Origin of the sequence: Arthrobacter sp. ISL-65, assembly GCF_018613795.1 — a bacterium.
In the GTDB taxonomy this organism is placed as follows: Bacteria; Actinomycetota; Actinomycetes; order Actinomycetales; family Micrococcaceae; genus Arthrobacter.
In genome coordinates this window covers 160,320-179,067 of record NZ_JAGGPN010000004.1, presented here as the reverse complement: position 1 = coordinate 179,067, position 18,748 = coordinate 160,320, and the positions used below count along the sequence as shown (strand labels likewise).

17 protein-coding genes are annotated in these 18,748 nt (G+C 67.5%); 8 read left to right on the top strand and 9 right to left on the bottom strand.

All coding sequences use genetic code 11. The features are described from left to right. Window positions 1-46 precede the first annotated feature (46 nt). From J7I85_RS01660 to J7I85_RS01640, 5 genes are all read right to left on the bottom strand, one after another. The gene (locus J7I85_RS01660; RefSeq protein WP_214845776.1) at window positions 47-1,573 is read right to left on the bottom strand and encodes an aldehyde dehydrogenase family protein; all 1,527 of its coding nucleotides are present in this window, start codon (window positions 1,571-1,573) and stop codon (window positions 47-49) included. A 9-nt stretch (window positions 1,574-1,582) separates the two neighbouring features. After that, window positions 1,583-3,298, bottom strand: a complete 1,716-nt coding sequence (betA, locus tag J7I85_RS01655; protein ID WP_214845774.1) for a choline dehydrogenase — start codon at window positions 3,296-3,298, stop codon at window positions 1,583-1,585. A gap of 387 nt (window positions 3,299-3,685) precedes the next feature. Then, window positions 3,686-4,270, bottom strand: a complete 585-nt coding sequence (locus J7I85_RS01650) for a TetR/AcrR family transcriptional regulator (RefSeq protein WP_214845767.1) — start codon at window positions 4,268-4,270, stop codon at window positions 3,686-3,688. Between the two features lie 38 nt (window positions 4,271-4,308). Next, the gene (locus tag J7I85_RS01645; protein ID WP_251023784.1) at window positions 4,309-5,709 is read right to left on the bottom strand and encodes an ATP-binding protein; all 1,401 of its coding nucleotides are present in this window, start codon (window positions 5,707-5,709) and stop codon (window positions 4,309-4,311) included. Continuing rightward, entirely contained in the window at window positions 5,706-6,389 is a 684-nt protein-coding gene (locus J7I85_RS01640; protein WP_214845765.1) for a response regulator transcription factor, read from the bottom strand. The genes J7I85_RS01645 and J7I85_RS01640 overlap by 4 nt, the downstream gene beginning before the upstream one ends. A gap of 456 nt (window positions 6,390-6,845) precedes the next feature. Between J7I85_RS01640 and uraD the strand changes: the two genes are divergently transcribed. From uraD to purM, 6 genes are read left to right on the top strand one after another with little or no spacing between them, the layout of a single operon-like run. Beyond that, complete coding sequence (uraD, locus tag J7I85_RS01635; RefSeq protein ID WP_214845763.1) at window positions 6,846-7,343, top strand: 2-oxo-4-hydroxy-4-carboxy-5-ureidoimidazoline decarboxylase; 498 nt, start codon at window positions 6,846-6,848, stop codon at window positions 7,341-7,343. Continuing rightward, window positions 7,340-7,678, top strand: coding sequence for a hydroxyisourate hydrolase (gene uraH / locus J7I85_RS01630; RefSeq protein ID WP_214845761.1), 339 nt, complete (start codon window positions 7,340-7,342; stop codon window positions 7,676-7,678). Before uraD ends, uraH begins: the two co-directional genes overlap by 4 nt. 11 nt (window positions 7,679-7,689) lie before the next feature. Further along, entirely contained in the window at window positions 7,690-8,547 is an 858-nt protein-coding gene (locus J7I85_RS01625) for a fumarylacetoacetate hydrolase family protein (protein ID WP_214845759.1), read from the top strand. A 56-nt stretch (window positions 8,548-8,603) separates the two neighbouring features. Then, a complete protein-coding gene (locus J7I85_RS01620; protein WP_308159357.1) occupies window positions 8,604-9,044 on the top strand; it encodes a hypothetical protein in 441 nt (146 codons plus the stop codon). Between the two features lie 47 nt (window positions 9,045-9,091). Next, window positions 9,092-10,822, top strand: coding sequence for an amidophosphoribosyltransferase (purF, locus tag J7I85_RS01615; RefSeq protein WP_214845757.1), 1,731 nt, complete (start codon window positions 9,092-9,094; stop codon window positions 10,820-10,822). Next, complete coding sequence (gene purM, locus J7I85_RS01610) at window positions 10,822-11,985, top strand: phosphoribosylformylglycinamidine cyclo-ligase (RefSeq protein ID WP_214845755.1); 1,164 nt, start codon at window positions 10,822-10,824, stop codon at window positions 11,983-11,985. The genes purF and purM overlap by 1 nt, the downstream gene beginning before the upstream one ends. Window positions 11,986-12,175: 190 nt before the next feature. On the opposite strand, the gene J7I85_RS01605 is transcribed toward purM, so the two are convergent. Both J7I85_RS01605 and J7I85_RS01600 read right to left on the bottom strand, forming a co-directional pair. After that, complete coding sequence (locus J7I85_RS01605; protein ID WP_214845753.1) at window positions 12,176-12,967, bottom strand: VOC family protein; 792 nt, start codon at window positions 12,965-12,967, stop codon at window positions 12,176-12,178. A gap of 221 nt (window positions 12,968-13,188) precedes the next feature. Continuing rightward, the gene (locus J7I85_RS01600) at window positions 13,189-13,422 is read right to left on the bottom strand and encodes a DUF3073 domain-containing protein (RefSeq protein ID WP_003803040.1); all 234 of its coding nucleotides are present in this window, start codon (window positions 13,420-13,422) and stop codon (window positions 13,189-13,191) included. A gap of 326 nt (window positions 13,423-13,748) precedes the next feature. On the opposite strand from J7I85_RS01600, the gene J7I85_RS24780 reads away from it, so the two are divergent. Further along, window positions 13,749-14,447 carry a septum formation family protein gene (locus J7I85_RS24780; RefSeq protein WP_251023783.1) on the top strand — a complete coding sequence of 233 codons (699 nt, stop codon included), beginning with the start codon at window positions 13,749-13,751 and terminating at the stop codon, window positions 14,445-14,447. A gap of 36 nt (window positions 14,448-14,483) precedes the next feature. Here J7I85_RS24780 and clpB read toward each other — a convergent pair whose 3' ends face one another. Continuing rightward, window positions 14,484-17,141, bottom strand: a complete 2,658-nt coding sequence (gene clpB, locus J7I85_RS01590; protein WP_214845751.1) for an ATP-dependent chaperone ClpB — start codon at window positions 17,139-17,141, stop codon at window positions 14,484-14,486. A 271-nt stretch (window positions 17,142-17,412) separates the two neighbouring features. Here clpB and J7I85_RS01585 point away from each other — a divergent pair, with 271 nt between their 5' ends. Then, a complete protein-coding gene (locus J7I85_RS01585) occupies window positions 17,413-17,748 on the top strand; it encodes a YciI family protein (protein ID WP_214845749.1) in 336 nt (111 codons plus the stop codon). Between the two features lie 4 nt (window positions 17,749-17,752). On the opposite strand, the gene J7I85_RS01580 is transcribed toward J7I85_RS01585, so the two are convergent. Continuing rightward, the gene (locus J7I85_RS01580; RefSeq protein ID WP_251023782.1) at window positions 17,753-18,616 is read right to left on the bottom strand and encodes a trypsin-like serine protease; all 864 of its coding nucleotides are present in this window, start codon (window positions 18,614-18,616) and stop codon (window positions 17,753-17,755) included. Window positions 18,617-18,748 lie beyond the last annotated feature (132 nt).

The window sequence follows — 18,748 nt, the reverse complement described above, 5'->3', positions numbered from 1 at the left end:
CGGGCACCGCGCTGCAGCGCCCGGCCGTCTCCCCCAAAGCTGATGCCTAGCCGGCCGCGCCCGCCGTTTCCCCGGGAGCTGAGCCGAACCATCCGCTCGGGGCGGGGGCGATGTTCTGCCAGATGTGCTTGGCCTCGCGGTACTCGGCCAGGCCCGCCTGGCCGAGCTCACGGCCGATCCCCGACTTCCCGAAACCGCCCCACTCCGCCTGGGGGACGTACGGGTGGTAGTCGTTGATCCACACCGTTCCGTGCCGGAGGGCGCCGGCGACGCGCTGCGCCTTCGACGCGTCCGACGTCCACACCGCGCCGGCCAGGCCGTACTCGGTGTCGTTCGCGATCGCGACCGCCTCGGCTTCGGTCCGGAACGTCTCGACGGTCAGCACCGGACCGAACGATTCCTCCTGCAGCACGCTCATGCCGGAGCGGCAGTTGCCGAGCACGGTGGGCGGGTAGAAGAAGCCGTCCGCGAGTGGCCCGTCGTCGGGAATGTAGCCGCCGCACAAGAGCTCAGCGCCTTCCGCGATCCCGGCCTGGACGTAGGCGTGGACCTGCTGGCGGTGCTTGGCGGAGATGAGCGGCCCCGTCTCGGCGTCGGGGTCGAACGGTCCGCCCATCCGGATTTTCCCGGCCCGCTGGACCACCTCGGCCACAAAACGTTCGGCGATCGTCTCCTCGACGACGAGCCGCGCCCCTGCCGAGCAGACCTGGCCGGAGTGCAGGAACACCGCGGTCAGGGCGTTGTCGACGGCGGCGTCCCAGTCCGCGTCCGCGAAGACGACGTTGGGGTTCTTCCCGCCGAGCTCGAACGCGACGCGCTTCACGGTCTCCGCTGCGGCCGCCATGATCGTCTGCCCCGTGGCGAGGCTTCCGGTCAGGGAGACGAGGTCGACGCGCGGGTCGGAGCTGAGCGGGCCGCCCACCCTTGACCCGGCTCCGGTGACGAGGTTCGCGACGCCGGCCGGGACACCGGCCTCCGCGAGCGTCTCCATGAGCAGGATCGAGGTCGACGGCGTAAGCTCGCTGGGCTTGAGTACGAACGAGTTCCCGGCGACGAGCGCCGGCGCGACCTTCCACGCCGCCTGGAGGAGCGGGTAGTTCCACGGCGCGATGAGGGCACAGACCCCGAGCGGCTCGTACACCACACGGCTGATGGCATCCGCCCGGCCGGTGTCGATGACCCGGCCGGCGTCGAGTCCGGCGACCTTGCCGTAGTACCGGAAGCACGCGGCGATATCGTCCATGTCGTACTCGGCCTCCACGAGCCGCTTGCCCGTGTCGAGGGCCTCGGCCAGCGCATAGGCGGCCTTGTCCCGCTCAAGGAGGTCCGCGACGCGGAGCATGACAGCGCCGCGCTCGAAGTCCGTGAGCCGGCGCCACGGGCCGTCGTCGAACGCGGCCCGTGCGCTGGCGATCGCCCGCTCCGCGTCCTCCACCGTCGACGAGGCGACTACCGCCACCTCGCGCCCGTCCGCCGGGCAGCGCACTGTGGTGGTCCCGCCGTCGGACGCCGGTTGCCAGGCGCCGTCGACGTACAGGCCCCGGGCGAGCTTCAGTTCGGTATAAATCGTCATGCTGATCCCCTAGCCCTTCGCCGCCGCGGTGGCTGCTACCGGCGCGGCTCCGCCGCGTTCCAGCGGGCTCACGCCGTGCCGGTAGAACTCGGCGTGCTGGGGCGCGAGCGGCGCCTTGCCGGCGATCAGGTCGGCAGCCTTCTCGGCGAGCATCATCACCGGGGCGTAGATGTTGCCGTTGGTCACGTAGGGCATGGCCGACGCGTCCACCACGCGGAGGCCGCGGGTGCCGTGCACGCTCATGTCCAGCGGGTTCACCACGGCCATGGGATCGGAGTCCGGACCCATCTTCGCGGTACAGGACGGGTGCAGCGCCGTTTCGGCGTCGCGGGCAACCCAGTCAAGGATCTCCGCGTCGGTCTGCACGCTCTGTCCGGGAGAAAGCTCGCCGCCGCTGAAGGGACCCATGGCGGACTGGCCAAGGATGTCGCGTGCAACGCGGATCGCCTCGACCCACTCGCGGCGGTCCTGGTCGGTGGAAAGATAGTTGAACAGCATGGACGGGTGCACCGTGGGATCGGTGGACTTGATCTTCAGGCTGCCGCGGGCGTCGGAGTACATGGGGCCGATGTGCACCTGGTAGCCGTGCTTGGCGTCCGCCTTCTGGCCGTCGTAGCGGACGGCGACCGGGAGGAAGTGGAACATCAGGTTGGGGTAGGCCACGTCGTCGTTGGAGCGGACGAAGCCGCCGCCCTCGAAGTGGTTGGTGGCGGCCGGCCCCTTACGCCCCAGCATCCACTGCAGCCCGATCAGCGGGTAGCGCCACAGGTCCAGGTTGGGCTGCATGGAGACCGGCTGGGTGCAGGCATGCTGGATGTAGACCTCGAGGTGGTCCTGGAGGTTTTCGCCGACGCCGGGCAGGTTCACCACGGAGTTGATGCCCAGCGAGTTCAGGTGGACGGCATCGCCGACGCCGGAGAGCTGCAGCAGCTGCGGCGTGTTGATGGCGCCGCCGGCCAGGATAACTTCACCGGCGTTGACCTGGTGGGTCTTGCCGTTGCGGCGGTAGGTGACACCGGTGGCCACGTTGCCCTTGAAGTTGACCTTGGTGACGAGGGCCCGGGTCAGGACGGTCAGGTTCTTCCGGCCGAATTCGGGCCGCAGGTAGGCGCGGGAGGCGGAGAGCCGCTGGCCCTTGTGGACGTTGCGGTCGAATGCAGCGAAGCCCTCCTGGCGGTAGCCGTTGACGTCGTCGGTCAGCGGGTATCCAGCCTCTTGGGCGGCGGCGAAGAAGGCCTGGAACAGCGGATTGGTGGCGGGGCCGCGCTCCAGCACCAGCGGGCCGGAGTGTCCGCGCAGTTCATCGTCGGGATCGGCGGCAAGCGCGTTTTCCATCCGGTTGAAGTACGGGAGGCAGTGCGCGAAGTCCCACGTTTCCATGCCGGCGTCGGCGCCCCAGCGCTCGTAGTCGAGCGGGTTTCCGCGCTGGAAGATCATGCCGTTGATGGAGCTGGAGCCGCCCAGGACCTTGCCGCGGGCGTGTGCCACCCGCCGGCCGCCCATGTGGGGCTCGGGATCGGATTCGTAGCGCCAGTCATAGAGAGGGTTGCCGCTGGGGAAGGTCAGCGCTGCGGGCATCTGGATGAAAAGGTCCCAGGGGTAGTCGCTCCGTCCGGCTTCAAGAACCAGGACGCTGCTCTGGCCTCCGTCGCTCAGGCGGTTGGCGAGCACGGAACCCGCGCTTCCGCCGCCGACGATGACGTAGTCGTAGTTGGTCTGTGTCATGCAAATTCTCCTTCTACCTGGTGCAGATCACCCGCCGGGGCGGGTTGTCCTTCATCCGGAAGCTGGCAATACACCGTGCCCCGGAGAACGTTGTGGATTCTGAGTTGTTGCTAGATGCAGTGCTGGATCGCCGTTAGCCCGGCGTGGGGTTTGACGAGACGGCCAGGGAGTTGCGCCGAGTGGATTCTTCCCTGAGCCGGAAACCGGAGGTCGCCGATGAAACGCCTTTATTTCCGCGGGGCCCGGTTTGTGTGGTGTAGGTCATACACATGCAGAGTAGTCCACCTTGAACAAGTGTTCAAGGTTAAAACTGGACATCTGTTCAAAAAGTTTGGGGCGTGGGTCGCCCAGGCCGAGTGTGCGTGTTTAGCTAGGGTTCTGTATCCGCTAGCCGGCGAAGGCGATCTGCTCCGTGCGGGCGAGGCTCCTCCGGATGGATGCCTCGTCTACGCCAAGGAGCGCCGTCAGCCACATGCCGTTTTGCACGACGACGATGTCGGCCGCCCGCTCCCTGCATTCATCGCTGGTGAGCTCGGGTTTGGCATTCCCTATCAGCGTCGCGAGCCCATCGAGATACCGCTCAAACGCAGCCGCGTTGATCAGCGCAAAGTCTTCATGGGCTTGCGCCAGCGCCCAAAGATGGAGGCGCAGGGACAGATATTGTGTGGTCAGGAGTTCCGGGCCGGCAACGCGCCGAAGGGCCGTTCGGAGCTGCTCGTCCGGGGGCGAAGCGGGGTCGGCAGCGACCAGCATGAGGTCTTGCTCGTCGATCCGGTGCAAGGCCGCACGGATCAAGCTCGACTTGTCTTCGTAGTAATAATTCACGAGGCCGAGTGCGACCCCGGCTTCGCGGGCCACAGCGCGCATATTCACACCTGAGATGCCGTGGCGTGACAGCAGACCCAGCGCCGCTTCAAGAATGCGCGCCTGCCTGTCAACCTGTTCGCCGGAGTTCACGGTGCTTGTATCCACTTGGCCAGAATATGGCGAAACCCGTTACGGTGCATCCGTCAGGGGCGCGCGGCGCCCTTGAATGTGACCCGGGCGTCCAGGCCCGGGGCGCCGGGCCTGGCTTCGAGGGACGCCGCCGCGCCGCTGGCTTCGGCGAGCTGCTGGACGATGGCCAGGCCGAGGCCGCTGCCCTCCGACGTCGACTGGCCGCGCCAAAAGCGGTTGAAGGCCTTCTGCCGGTCTTCCTCGGAAAGCCCGGGGCCGTCGTCGAGCACGTGAAGTTCGTAGCCTCCCGAAGTACCGTCAGGGCGGACCACCAGGCGGATCTCCGAGTCCGGCGGCGCCACGGCCAGGGCGTTGTCGATGAGGTTGTCGATGATCTGCTCTGCCGCGCCGGGCATGGCCACCACCCTGGCATCCGGAACCGCGTCCAGGACCGTCCGCACCCCGCTTTCCTCGGCCAGCGCTTCCCACTGCTCCACGCGGTTCCGGGCGATCTCGCTGAGGTCCGCATCCTCCCGGTCCACATTGCGGCTGTCCGCCCGGCTCAGGAGGAGCAGGCCGTCAATGATGAGCTGCAGCCGGTACGTCTCCTCCAGCGAGTCTGCCACCATGACGCGCGCCCCGTCCGGATCATTACCGACGGCATCCACGGCGTTCTCCAGCCGCAGCCGCAGCCCCGTCAGGGGCGTGCGCAGCTGGTGGGACGCATCGCTGGCGAACCCCCGCTGCTGCTGCAGCAGGTGCTCCAGCCGGTCCGCCATCTGGTTGAAGGACCGGGCCAGGGTGCGCAGCTCCGGCGGCCCCTGCTCCTCCTCGGTGCGGGTGGCGAGGTTGCCTTCCGCGAGCAGTTCCGTGGCCTTCTGCAGCCGCTTGATCCGCCTGGTCACGGCCCCAGCCATCAGGTAGGCCAGCAGCCCGGCAAGCAGGACAGTGATGCCGGCAACCGCCCACATCACCCTCAGCTGGCCGGAGACGCGGTCGTCCACTACGGACGCCGGGTAGGTCAGGCGCACTGCACCGGTGATGTTCTCGCCGCTGAGGACGGGAACGGTGACGTAGACCAGGTCGAATCCCAACGTGTCCGAGTGCCGCTGACCGGAGGTGATCTGGCCAGCGAGCGCGGCGGAAATTTCGGGGCGCGAAAGGTAGGAGGCCCCTGTAGCCGACTGGTCGTCGTCGGACGTTGCCACGGCTGTACCGGAACGGTCCACCACCACCACGCGGGCCCCGCTGGCGTGGCCGTAATCGCGGACGGCGGCGGCCACGGTCCCGGGTTCCGAAGCGCCCGTTTCGAGCAGCTGCCGTGCCCGCCCGCTGAGCAAAAAGGCGTCGCGTTCAAGGGAGGTGGCCAGCCGGTCGCGTTCCACCCGTACCAGGTAGCTGCCCAGCGGAATGTCCTGCACCAGCACCACCAGAAGCGTGATGGCCATGAACACGGAAATCAGCCGCCACCTCATCCGGGCACGTCCAGCCTGAACCCTACGCCGCGCACCGCCTCGATCCAGCGGGGGTCGCCGAGCTTCTTGCGGATGGCTGCCACGTGCGCGTCCAGGGTCTTGGTGGTTCCGTACCAGGTGCCGTCCCACACCGCGCGCAGAATGTCGCTGCGCTGGCACACGGCGCCGGGGTCCTCCGCCAGGTAGTAGAGGAGCTCGAACTCCTTGGCGGTGAGATGGATTTCGGTCCCGTCCACCAGGACCCGCCGCGAGCGCTGGTCGATGCTCAGGGTGCCGATGACGCGCGCGCCGTCGGCCGGCGGGGCGGTCTCAGACTGCGGGTCGGCCGTGCGCCGGGCCACGGCCCGGATCCGCGCGACGAGCTCCCGCATTCCAAACGGCTTCACCAGATAGTCGTCTGCCCCCAGCTCCAGGGCCAGCACCCGGTCGATTTCCTCGTCGCGGGCACTGACAACGATGATCGGTGTCATGGTCAGGGACCGGATGGACCGGCAGACGTCCGTGCCGTCCATGTCCGGCAGGCCCAGGTCAAGGAGCACGAAATCAGGACTGGAGCTGCGGACCTCGGCGAGCGCCCCTGCCCCGTCGGCGACGTGCCGGGCCTGGAAGCCGGCCCTGGTCAGGCCCTCCATCACGCCGGCGGCCACCGATTCGTCATCTTCAACCACCAGGATCTGCATATCCGATTATCTTCCGGCCGGAACGGTGCCGCGGCGGATAGCCACGGTCTGGACAGGCTACTTCTTCGAGCTTTGACAATTCTTGGCCCCTCGAGGCCCCCAGCCACCCCCTTCATAAGCGCCAGCACTACTCCATCCCCCAAACCCGTCCTCAGATCCTGCAGGAAAAACCCAAACCCGTCCGCACCGATTGCGGAAGCGTTGGCCAAAAGCCTCCAAAAGCTGAGGGAGCGTCCGGACGTCCGGGCGTCCGGGTATCCGTCCAAGCTCAGCCCCTGCTGTAGTCTCTTGACACCGGCGCACCTACTCGGCTTCACTATTACGTATGCTGAAATAACAGTTCCATGATGCGGAACTCAACGATCCCTCGATAAGGGGTTGGCGATCGCCGGGAAAGCATCCGGCCCTCCGCATAGCCGTCACCATGGATGCCAGCATCTGCTTGAGGATCACAACGTGAAGCTTGCCGAATTCAACGCCGCGGACAGGGACGCTGCCAACGCAGTCCTGCGCCCCTGCATCGACGTCCCCCGCTGGGTAGACCAGATCGCCGCTGCGCGCCCCTTCGCCTCCCGCCGGGAGCTCCTCGACGGAGCCCGGGCCGCCGCCGCGCCGTTCACGCCGGACGAGGTGGAAGGCGCAATGGCCCACCACCCGAGGATCGGCGAACGCCCCGCCGCGCAAACCACCGAGGCCGCCATGTCCCGGTCCGAGCAGGCAGGCGTGGACCCGGCGGACACCGACGTGGCCGACGCCCTGGTGCGCGGCAACCGTGCCTACGAGGAAAAGTTTGGCCGGGTCTTCCTGATCCGGGCCGCCGGACGCACGGCCCCCGAAATCCTGGCAGCGCTGAACGAGCGCCTGGCCAATACCCCGGCGCAGGAAGACGCCATTGTCGCGCAGCAGCTGCGGGAAATCGCCCTGCTGCGCCTAGAAGGAGTGATCAGCGAATGAGCGTTTCCCACGTAACAACCCACGTTCTGGACACCGGCGCCGGACGCCCGGCGGCGGGTATCGCCGTCGTGCTTTACGCGAACGACGGCGGCAGCTGGACTCAGCTGGGCACCGGCACCACCGATGCGGACGGCCGCGCGAAGGACCTGGGACCGGAAGTCCTGGCCCCCGGGAACTACCGACTCAACTTCGCCACCGGCGACTACTATGCCCAGCAGGGCGGCACCACGTTCTTCCCGGAGGTAGACCTGGTTTTCGAGGTCACGGGCACCGAGCACTACCATGTGCCGCTGCTGCTGAGCCCGTTCGCCTACTCCACCTACCGCGGCAGCTGAAAGGAGACAGCATGCGGTTAATGCGCATTGGCCCGGCGGGCAACGAGGTACCTGTGGTCATCGACGACGACGGCCAGGGCTATGACCTGCGGCCGGTCACCCAGGACATCGACGGGGACTTCCTGGAGGCCTGGGCCGGCCAACTCACGGATCTGGACCTGACAGGCCTCCCCCGGGTGACCCTCGACGGCAAACGGGTCGGCGCGCCCATCGCCAGGCCCGGCGCCGTGATCGGCGTGGGGCTGAACTACGCCGCGCACGCCGCCGAATCCGGCTTGCCCGTGCCGGAGCGCCCCATTATCTTCTTCAAGCATCCCAACACCGTTGTAGGTCCGGACGACGACGTCGTCATCCCGCCCGGGGCGCAGCGGGTGGACTGGGAGGTGGAGCTGGGAGTGGTCATCGGCCGGCGTGCCAGCTACCTGGTATCCGACGCCGAGGCGGCCGACTGCATCGCCGGCTACGTCCTGTCCAATGACGTCTCCGAGCGTGAGTACCAGCTGGAGCACTCCGGGCCGCAGTGGTCGCTGGGCAAATCCTGCCCCACCTTCAACCCGGTGGGGCCCTGGCTGGTGCCCGCCGCGGGAGTGGATGCGGACGGCATCCGCCTCGCGTCCTGGGTCAATGACGAGGTCCGGCAGGACAGCTCGACGGCGGACATGGTGTTCGGGCCGGTAGAACTGGTGCGCCGGCTCTCGCAGTACATGGTGCTCGAACCCGGCGACCTCATCACCACCGGCACCCCGGAGGGCGTGGCACTGTCCGGCCGCTTCCCGTACCTGTTAGCCGGCGACGTCATGCGGATGTCCGGCGGGGAACTCCTGGGCGAGCAGCGGCAGCGGCTGGTCCCGGCGGGGCCGAAGGCCTGAGCAGGCTGAACCCGCCGGGGCAGGCCCGCGGCCGGGATGACAGTAGGCTAGATGGCATGTCTTCCGACCAACCCACCCCCGAACGGCGCGAGATCACCGTCCGGCGCGCCCCCAAGTATGTTCCCTTCCTGATCCTGGGCGGGCTGGTGGGCTTCGCCGCGGCGGCGGTCATTGCGTACGCCCTCCCCGGCGATGCCAGCTACGACCGCGGCGCCGTGTACGGCTTCTTCATGGTGCCGTGCGCCGCGGCCGGTGTGATTCTCGGCGCAATTTCCGCCCTGGTGCTGGACCGCACCAGCGTGCGCCGCGCCCGCCGCGGCGTCGTCGAAGCCGTGCCGGAAGCGGAGCATTCTGCCGAAGGCACGCACCCGGCCACGGCACCGGCCGCGCACCCAGCCGTAGAACAAGGCACCGAACCAGGAACGGAACCGGGAACGGAACCGGGCCCCGCACCGGAGCGGACCACGGACGACGGCGAGCCCGGCCCGCGGTCATAATCCGGCGGCCGGAATTTCCTTACCTCACGACGTGAGATAATCGACCAGTGGCACGCGGCGATGGAAAACTTTCTCATGATCTTCTCCCTGGCGAAAAGGGCCCACAGGACGCTTGCGGCGTCTTCGGGGTCTGGGCACCAGGTGAAGAAGTAGCAAAACTTACCTACTACGGGCTGTACGCGTTGCAGCACCGCGGTCAGGAGTCGGCTGGCATAGCAACCAGCGACGGCAAGCGGATCAACGTCTACAAGGACATGGGCCTCGTATCCCAGGTCTTCGACGAGACCACGCTTAACACCCTGACCGGGCACCTGGCCGTCGGCCACTGCCGCTACTCCACCACTGGAGCCAGCCACTGGGCCAACGCCCAGCCCACCCTCGGTGCCACCAGCACCGGCACGGTGGCCCTGGCGCACAACGGCAATCTGACCAACACCGCCGAGCTCAACGCCATGATCCTGGAACGCAACGGCGGCCAGCTCAGCGGCGAAATGAAGCAGGGCAACACCTCGGACACCGCCCTGGTAACGGCACTGCTGGAGGGTGAAGAGGGCAAGTCCCTCGAACAGACCGCCATCGAGCTGCTCCCCAAGATCAAGGGCGGATTCTGCTTCGTCTTCATGGACGAGGGCACCCTGTACGCCGCGCGGGACACCTACGGCATCCGCCCCCTTTGCCTGGGCCGGCTGGAACGCGGCTGGGTGGTGGCGTCCGAACAGTCCGCCCTGGCCACCGTGGGCGCCAGCTTCATCCGCGAAATCGAACCCGGCGAATTCATCGCCATCGATGAGCAGGGTGTGCGGTCCCAGCGCTTTGCGGAGCCGACGCCGGCCGGTTGCGTTTTCGAATATGTCTACCTCGCGCGCCCCGACGCCGCGATCGCCGGGCGGTCCGTGTACGAATCCCGTGTGGAGATGGGCCGCCAGCTGGCCCGCGAGAACACGCAGGAAGCGGACATTGTCATCCCGGTCCCGGAATCCGGCACCCCCGCAGCCGTGGGCTATGCCGAAGAATCCGGCATCCCGTTCGCGCACGGCTTCGTCAAGAACTCCTACGTGGGCCGCACGTTCATCCAGCCCTCCCAGACGCTGCGCCAGCTGGGCATCCGGCTGAAGCTCAACGCGCTGGAGTCCGTGATCCGCGGCAAACGCGTGGTGGTGGTGGATGATTCGATCGTCCGCGGCAACACGCAGCGCGCCATTGTCCGGATGCTCCGCGAAGCCGGCGCTGCCGCCGTGCACGTCAAAATTTCGTCCCCGCCGGTCCAGTGGCCGTGCTTCTACGGCATCGACTTCGCCTCCCGCGCAGAGCTGATCGCCAACGGCGCCACGATCGAAGAGATCTCGCAGGCCATCGGCGCCGATTCGCTGGCCTACATTTCCGAAGACGGCATGATCGGTGCCACCCAGCAGCCCCGCGAACGGCTTTGCACGGCATGCTTCACCGGCAAGTACCCCATCGAGCTCCCGGGCTCGGACAAACTGGGCAAGAACCTGTTGGAGCGCACGGACCTGGGCGGCGTGCCGGCCACCCCGGCCGGCGGCGCTTCGGCCGCCTCCGGTGACGCCGCCGCGGAAGCCGCCATCGAACCGGCCACCGCCACAGCGGGCAATCCGGACAGCATCCCCGTCACCGAGGACCCTGCCGAGAAGCCGGGAGCCACCGGCTGCGATCCGGGGCCGGACGCCGAGTTCGAGAACCTGCTCACCGACGCCGACCGCGTGCCCGATGTCCACCACGACGCTGCGACCGTCGGCGCTGACAAGAAAGAGTCCTGATGACTTCCGCTTCCTCCACTGCAGACATGAATGCTGCCCAGAACAACACCGGCATCACCTACGCGGCCGCCGGTGTGGACGTCGAGGCTGGCGACCGCGCCGTCGAGCTCATGAAGGACGCCGTCAAGGCGACCCACAACGCATCGGTGATTGGCGGCGTCGGAGGTTTCGCAGGCCTGTACGATGTCTCGAAGCTCCTGACCTACAAGAGGCCCCTGCTCGCCACGTCCACGGACGGCGTCGGCACCAAGGTGGCCATCGCCCAGGCCATGGACATCCACGACACCATCGGCTACGACCTTGTGGGCATGGTGGTAGACGACATCGTGGTGGTGGGCGCCGAGCCGCTGTACATGACCGACTACATCGCCTGCGGCAAGGTGGTTCCGGAGCGCATCGCGGACATCGTCCGCGGCATCGCAGCCGCCTGCTCGGTTGCCGGCACCGCCCTGGTGGGCGGCGAAACCGCCGAGCACCCCGGCCTGCTGGGTGAGCACGAGTACGACGTCGCCGGTGCCGCCACCGGCGTTGTTGAGGCAGACGCCCTGCTGGGACCGGACCGCGTCCGCGAAGGCGACGTGGTGATCGGCATGGCTTCCTCGGGCCTGCACTCCAACGGCTACTCCCTGGTCCGCCGCGTCATCAACCACGCCGGCTGGGCCCTGGACCGCCAGGTCTCCGAACTTGGCCGCACGCTGGGCGAGGAACTGCTGGAACCCACCCGCGTCTACGCCGCGGACTGCCTGGACCTGGCGCGGGCCTTCCCCGTCACCGCGGATAAGGCCGTGCACGGCTTCAGCCACGTCACCGGCGGCGGGCTCGCCGCCAACCTGGCGCGCGTGCTGCCGCAGGGCCTCGTGGCCACCGTTGACCGCTCCACCTGGGAGCTGCCCGCCATCTTCAAGCTTGTCTCGGAGCTGGGCCGCGTCCCGCTGCCCGACCTGGAGCGCACGCTGAACCTCGGTGTCGGCATGGTGGCCGTGGTCTCCGCCGAAGCTGCCGACGCTGCCGTGGCCCGCCTGAACGAGCGCGGCCTGCCGTCCTGGATCATGGGTTCCATCAGCGCCGATTCCGACGCCGTGGCCAAGACCGGCCCGGACTACGTCCAGGGCGCCAAGGGCGTGGACGGCGGCGCCGTCCAGCTGGTCAACGCCTACGCGTAACTAATTTATCGAGGGCTCCCCCACTGCCGGTTTATTCACATCGGCGGTTGGGGAGCCCTCGACGTTTAAGCCGCCGCCTGGGCCCACGCCGGCAGGGTTCCCTGGCCGAGCTTGCGAGGCGAGGGGCCGGTTGGGCCCACGCCGGCAGGGTTCCCTGGCCGAGCTTGCGAGGCGAGGGGGCCGGTGGGGACTAGACCTCCAGGACGCTGAAGACGCCGCCCTGCGGGTCCTTCAGGGTGGCAATGGTGCCGCCGTCGTCGTCGAACTCCGGCTCCACCAGCACCTCGGCTCCGGCCGCCACGGCCGACAGCACCGCTTCCTTGACACTGGAGACGCCGAAGTAGACCTGCCAGCCGCGGCTGCCGGGCTCGCCGTCCTCGTCCTCGTCCTCTTGCGGGGCGGGGGCAATGCCCGCCACCTCCCTGCCGTTCACCAGCAGCGTGGTGTAGGTGCCGCCGTCGTCCTGCGGATATTCCGTCACCTCATGACCGAACAGGTGCTGGAAAAACCCGACGGCGGCCTGCGGCTCGGGTGTGAGCAGTTCGGCCCAGGCGAACGCGCCGGGCTCATTGTGCCGCCCGCTGCCGGGATGGGTTCCGGCTTGCCATACGCCGGTGGCACCGCCGCCCGGCGGCTCCACAAACACCATGGTTCCGGTGTCCCCGATGCCCTCCGGTCCGAACTGCACCGCGCCGCCCGCATGTTCGGCTTCCGCAGCGGTGGACCGGGCGTCGTCCGTGGCAAAGTAGATGTTCCACTGCGCGGGCCGCCGTGTGTCACCCTGCTGCGGCTGCGGTGCCACCGTCGCCACGACGTCGTCGTCCAGGAAGGCCTTCGCGTAGCTGCGGCCGTCCGGAGTGGGCAGGTCCTCGTACCGCCACCCGAACACGGCGGCGTAAAAGGCCTTGGCGGCGGCCACGTCCGGTGTCTGGACGTCCGCCCAGCAAAGCTCTCCGAGGCTGTACCCGCTGCGCTGAACCATGCGTCCGAACCTTCCGTTGGCTGAATTCTTTCCAGCCTAGTTCCTGAAGGGCACGGTTCCTACGGCCGCGTTCCTGAGGGGCGGGTTCCCGAGGGGGCATGCGCGGCAACGCCAAAGGCCCGTTGGGCACGCAAAATACTGGCGTGCCCAACGGGCCTGATAGCTGTGGTGTACGACGGCGGCTCGCAGCCAACTGCCTTAAGGCAGTTCAGCGGGAACGACTAACCGATACGACGGCTGTCTACCTCGTCGTCGTCTTCATCCAAATCGTCCGCGTACTTATCCACGTAGGCTGAATAGTCCGGCTCGACCGGTTCATTCGCGAAATGGCTCGTGGCACGACTTCCCGGACCCGTGAGCTCTCGCTGTAGGGCCGAATAATCAGTGTTCGGGGAGTAGTACTTGATGTCCCGAGCCTGCTTGGTAGCTTTTGCCTTTTGACGGCCGCGCCCCATGGCGTGACCCCCTTTTGTACTTGGACCGGAGGTGGTCACCTTTGGCGATCGGTGAGGCCCCGGAATGTTTGGTCAATTTGTCGTATCCCTAGATTACATGCTTTCGGCGGCATCTGCTTGCCACGGGGGCCTCCAGAGACAGCCGCGGTCCGCTTCTCCGCGGCAATCCGGGGCTCGTAGGGATTTTTTGTTCGATAGAGTCTCCTGAACGACTGAATTAAGCGGGCATGGGAATCCGGCAATTGGCCGCACGGGCCGCACCGTGGAAACGCATATTGCCGGATACTCACCGCCGAGCGAACGCCAGGAAGGGGTGCCGCCCCCATATGAATGACAACGATCCCAGCCACGACGGGGAACGCGGGCCGGCCCGCGCCGTCGCTGTGCAACCCGGGCCGGAGGAGCCCAAATCAGCCCCACCGAAACAAGCGCAACCTAATGCGGTCCAGCCCAGAAGCCTCGCCGGATCGTTCCGCTCCCGGCTCGCGCAGCCCGAGGTCCGGCAAATCCTGCTCAAGTCCGGCTTTGTCGCTGCGCTGCTCGTGGTGGGCGGCCTGCTCGTGTGGCTCCTGACGTCACTCCTCGCCGGCGCCACCATGCAGGCGGCCAACGGGCCCGGCGCGGCAGCGGCGGATCCTCCCCCCGCCCCGACTGCCGCGTCGCCCCGGCCCACTCTGCCCCTGGCCAGCGTGAGCCCGCTGGATTTCCGGGTCGGCGACTGCTTCAAGGACTTCGACCCCGAAGCGTCCAAGTCCACCGTGGTTGCGTGCACCACCGACCATTCCGCCCAACTGATAGCGATCACCCATTACGCCGGCGGGGACGCATACCCGGGCCGTGACGCCATGAAGACCAGGGCCAGGGAAACGTGCCAGGCCGCGCCACTGACGGAGAAATCCAACGCCTACAACCTGAACTACCGCCTCGCGTATCCGAGCACGGCCAGCTGGGCCAAGGGTGACCGCCGCGTGGACTGCTACGTCACCGCGTCCGGCAATATCATCAAGGCAAGCCTGCTCCCCTAGCTCCCAAGGGAACCAAGGGAGCGGGCCAACCCAATGCTAGTCCCGGCGGCGGACCGTGAGCCCGCTGCCCAGGGGAGCACCGCCGTCGGGCCCCGACAGTGCTTCCAGGCCCTCGACGGTGAGTTCCCCGAGATCGGCGGCGGTGTCCACCAGGACGGTGTCGCCGTCGGAGATTTCACCGGCCAGGATGGCCTTGGCCAGCCGGTCGCCGATTTCGCGCTGCACGAGGCGGCGCAGCGGCCGGGCGCCGTAGGCCGGGTCGAAGCCCGACATTGCCAGCCAGGAGCGGGCCCCTTCGGTGACCTCGAGCGAGAGGCGCCGTTCCTGCAGGCGCTTGGTCAGCTCGGCCACCTGCAGCTCGACGATGCGGGCGAGCTGCTCGACTGACAGCGGATCGAACAGCACTACCTCGTCCAGCCGGTTCAGGAACTCCGGCTTGAAGGAAGCGTTCACCGTGGCCATCACCGCGTTGCGCTTGGCGTTCGCATCCAGCGTCGGGTCCACGAGGAACTGGCTGCCCAGGTTTGATGTGAGCACCAGGATCACGTTGCGGAAGTCCACGGTGCGGCCCTGGCCGTCGGTGAGGCGGCCATCGTCGAGCACCTGCAGGAGGATGTCGAACACCTCGGGGTGGGCCTTCTCCACCTCGTCCAGCAGCACCACGGAGTACGGCCGGCGGCGGACGGCCTCGGTGAGCTGACCACCCTCCTCGTAGCCGACGTAGCCGGGAGGCGCACCGACGAGGCGCGCCACGGAGTGCTTCTCGCTGTACTCGGACATGTCGATCCGCACCATGGCGCGTTCGTCGTCGAAAAGGAAGTCCGCGAGAGCCTTGGCGAGTTCGGTTTTGCCCACGCCGGTGGGGCCGAGGAACAGGAAAGAACCGGTGGGCCGGTTGGGGTCGCTGATGCCGGCCCGGGCGCGGCGCACCGCGTCGGACACGGCAGTGACGGCCTTGGACTGACCGATCAGCCGCCTGCCGAGTTCCTCCTCCATGTGCAGCAGCTTCTGGCTTTCGCCCTGGAGCATGCGGCCGGCCGGAATGCCGGTCCACGCCGCGATGACCTCAGCGATGTCGTTGGCGGTGACGTCCTCCGCCACCATCAGGGCAGACTTGTCGGCGACGGCGGCCTCAGCCTCTGCGGCGTCATTCAGTTCGCGTTCCAGTGCCGGAATTTCGCCGTAGAGGACCCGGGACGCTGTCTCCAGGTCACCTTCGCGCTGCGCCTTGTCCGCCGTGGATCGCAGCTCGTCCAGCTTTGCCTTCAGGTCGCCAACGCGGTTCAGGCCGGCCTTCTCGGCCTCCCAGCGGGCGTTCAGGCCGGCCAGCTGCTCCTTCTTGTCCGCCATGTCCGCCCGCAGGGCAGCGAGGCGCTCCACCGAGGCTGCGTCCGTCTCGTTGGCGAGGGCCAGCTCCTCCATGGTGAGCCTGTCCACCTGACGGCGCAGCTGGTCGATCTCCTCCGGGGCGGAGTCGATCTCCATGCGCAGCCGGGAGGCGGCCTCGTCCACGAGGTCGATCGCCTTGTCCGGCAGTTGCCGGCCGGAAATGTAGCGGTTCGAGAGCGTCGCGGCAGCCACCAGCGCGGAGTCGGCGATGGCAACCTTGTGGTGGGCCTCGTACCGCTCCTTCAGGCCTCGCAGGATGCCGATGGTGTCGTCCACGCTGGGCTCCCCGACGTACACCTGCTGGAAGCGCCGCTCCAGGGCGGGGTCCTTCTCGATGTTCTCGCGGTACTCGTCGAGGGTGGTGGCGCCGATCAGCCGCAGCTCGCCCCGGGCCAGCATGGGTTTGAGCATGTTGCCGGCGTCCATGGCGCTTTCGCCGCTGGCCCCGGCTCCCACCACGGTGTGCAGCTCATCGATGAACGTGACAATCCGGCCGTCCGAGTTCTTGATCTCCTCAAGGACGGCCTTGAGGCGCTCCTCAAACTCGCCGCGGTACTTGGCGCCGGCCACCATGGCGGCCAGGTCAAGGGCGATCAGGGTCTTCCCGCGAAGGCTCTCCGGCACGTCGCCCGCGACGATGCGCTGGGCGAGGCCCTCGACGACGGCCGTCTTGCCGACGCCCGGCTCACCGATGATCACGGGGTTGTTCTTGGTTCGGCGGCTGAGCACCTGGATGATGCGGCGGATTTCGGCATCCCGCCCAATAACGGGGTCCAGCTTGCCGGAGCGGGCGGTCGCGGTGAGGTCTGTGCCGAACTTTTCCAGGGCTTGGAAGGTGTTCTCGGGATCGGGCGAGTTGACCTTGCGGTCGCCGCGGACACCCGGCAGGGCCGCTGTCAACGCCTCATGCGACGCGCCGGCGTCGCGCAACAGCCTGCCCACGCCGTCGCTTCCCGCCGAGAGCCCCAGCAGCAGGTGCTCCGTGGAAACGAAGGAATCCCCCAGCTTGTCAGCCTCGTTCTGGGCGTTCTGGATCGCCTGCAGGGAAGGCCGGGACAGCTGGGCCTGCTGGACCGAGCTTCCGGACGTGGCGGGCAGTGCCTTGATGGCGGTACTGGCCTGGACGCTGACAGTATCCGGGTCCGCTCCGGTGGCGCGGAGGAGTGCGACGGCGACGCCCTCCCGCTGATCCATCAGCGCCTTGAGCAGGTGGGCGGGTTCCACCTGCGGGTTCCCGGCCGTGGAGGCGTTCATGGCGGCAGCCGAAAGAGCCTCCTGGCTCTTGGTGGTGAATTTGGCGTCCAAAGAGAGCTCCTTTCGAAGACGTTTTAGCTAGGTTGAGTGTACTACGCTCAACTTTGCTTTTAACGTCTTCATCGCCAAGGTTTTCCCACAGCGAAATACCCTCTGGCGGGCCGGCGAATTTTCCGTGACCGGTGCCCTTGAACTGTATCGCCAGCGGCCGAATCCCCCTAGGATCGACCTGTGGCTGCGAGGGTCAGCCCCGGAGACGGCCGCCGCAAAGAGCATCAGTCCACAACCCCCAAAGACCACTACCCCAGAGACAGGACCGGCAATGAAGAAGTTTGTAGTTCTTTACAACGCACCGCAGTCGGCACAATCCCAGATGGCGGAGAGTTCCCCCGAGGCCGCGCAGGAGGGCATGAAGGCCTGGATGGAGTGGGCGTCCCGGGCCGGCAGCGGCATCGTGGACATGGGCCAGCCCCTGGGTGCCGGCAAGGAGGTCAGCCAGTCGGGCATTTCGGACACGACCGCGAGCGTGGGCGGATACGGCATCCTGCAGGCCGAGGACATGGACGGCGCCCTGGCCCTCCTCGACGGACACCCGCACCTCATGATGCCCGGCGCGAGCATCCAGGTATACGAGACCCTCGATCTGCCCGGGATGTAAACCGCTAGGAGCCCCGAACCCCCGAGACGCTAGTGATCCAGGCGAGATTGCGGACCACGGAGGCGTGGTCATTGTAGTAACCGGTGTAATTCGAGGGGTTCGGGGCCGGCAGGAGGTCCGACGTGGAGAGGACACCTGCAAGTTTGCCGTTCACGATGAGCGGCCCGCCCGAGTCGCCGCTGAGCGTATGGCCGCTCTCCGACCGCGTCCGGACGGACGGACCGCCGTAGTTGTCCACGCCCTGCCACACCACCGAGACGTCCACCGCTTTGAGGTAGTAGGACATGGCGCCGGAACCCTCGGACTGATCGCCCCAGCCATAAACCCTCGCGGGTATTCCGGTGGCAGGAAAAGAACTGGACAGGCCCACGTAGGAGCCGTAGTACGGCGTGGACAGCTTCAGCAATAGGACGTCCCCGGCTGGAGCGGCGTAGCGCCCGGCAACCGAACGGACGGCGCCTCCGGTTCCGAGGTAGCTGGTGCCCAGGCGGACCGACCTCAGGCTCGTGGAGTTGCAGTGCTTGGCCGTAATGACCCAGCTCGCAGCGATCTGGCTGCCGGTACACCCCATGTTGGTACCTGCTGAGTCGAAGGAAACTTGCGCCGCGAAGGGGGCGGCTGAAACTGTGGTGCTGCTGCCACCGGCGATGTCCCTGCTCAACGTGCCGTCACCGTCCGGGGCCGGCACTTCTTTGACCGGCACCTCCCGGGCTGCGGCGGCCTGCGCCAGCGGGCCGCAGAGGACGGGTGCCAGCAGGGCCGCGCTGGCCGTGGCCGTGGCCGCAGTCAGGATTTTGGCGATCTTCAACGTGAGGCTCCTTAGAGTCAGGTGCGAGAGGTCCGACTGCGAGCGTACGTGCCGTGACAAGTTTTGTCATATCCTTTACTCGCAGTGTGACTGCCGTCCGGGGCGGTGCCGGCGCATGGGCCGGGGCATGGTCTCGGGGCCCTGCGGGCATTACCCTGAGGGCCTAACAGTAATTACTGTTCGCCAGCCTGC

What these genes read in the sequence shown, in the direction of transcription:
- betA (WP_214845774.1), bottom strand. Translation starts at nt 3,298, where the DNA reads ATGACACAGACCAACTACGACTACGTCATCGTCGGCGGCGGAAGCGCG.
- J7I85_RS01605 (WP_214845753.1), bottom strand. Translation starts at nt 12,967, where the DNA reads ATGGTTCAGCGCAGCGGGTACAGCCTCGGAGAGCTTTGCTGGGCGGAC.
- J7I85_RS01585 (WP_214845749.1), top strand. Translation starts at nt 17,413, where the DNA reads ATGAAGAAGTTTGTAGTTCTTTACAACGCACCGCAGTCGGCACAATCC.
- J7I85_RS24780 (WP_251023783.1), top strand. Translation starts at nt 13,749, where the DNA reads ATGAATGACAACGATCCCAGCCACGACGGGGAACGCGGGCCGGCCCGC.
- J7I85_RS01600 (WP_003803040.1), bottom strand. Translation starts at nt 13,422, where the DNA reads ATGGGGCGCGGCCGTCAAAAGGCAAAAGCTACCAAGCAGGCTCGGGAC.
- J7I85_RS01645 (WP_251023784.1), bottom strand. Translation starts at nt 5,709, where the DNA reads ATGAGGTGGCGGCTGATTTCCGTGTTCATGGCCATCACGCTTCTGGTG.
- purM (WP_214845755.1), top strand. Translation starts at nt 10,822, where the DNA reads ATGACTTCCGCTTCCTCCACTGCAGACATGAATGCTGCCCAGAACAAC.
- J7I85_RS01640 (WP_214845765.1), bottom strand. Translation starts at nt 6,389, where the DNA reads ATGCAGATCCTGGTGGTTGAAGATGACGAATCGGTGGCCGCCGGCGTG.
- J7I85_RS01625 (WP_214845759.1), top strand. Translation starts at nt 7,690, where the DNA reads ATGCGGTTAATGCGCATTGGCCCGGCGGGCAACGAGGTACCTGTGGTC.
- J7I85_RS01660 (WP_214845776.1), bottom strand. Translation starts at nt 1,573, where the DNA reads ATGACGATTTATACCGAACTGAAGCTCGCCCGGGGCCTGTACGTCGAC.
- J7I85_RS01620 (WP_308159357.1), top strand. Translation starts at nt 8,604, where the DNA reads ATGTCTTCCGACCAACCCACCCCCGAACGGCGCGAGATCACCGTCCGG.
- uraH (WP_214845761.1), top strand. Translation starts at nt 7,340, where the DNA reads ATGAGCGTTTCCCACGTAACAACCCACGTTCTGGACACCGGCGCCGGA.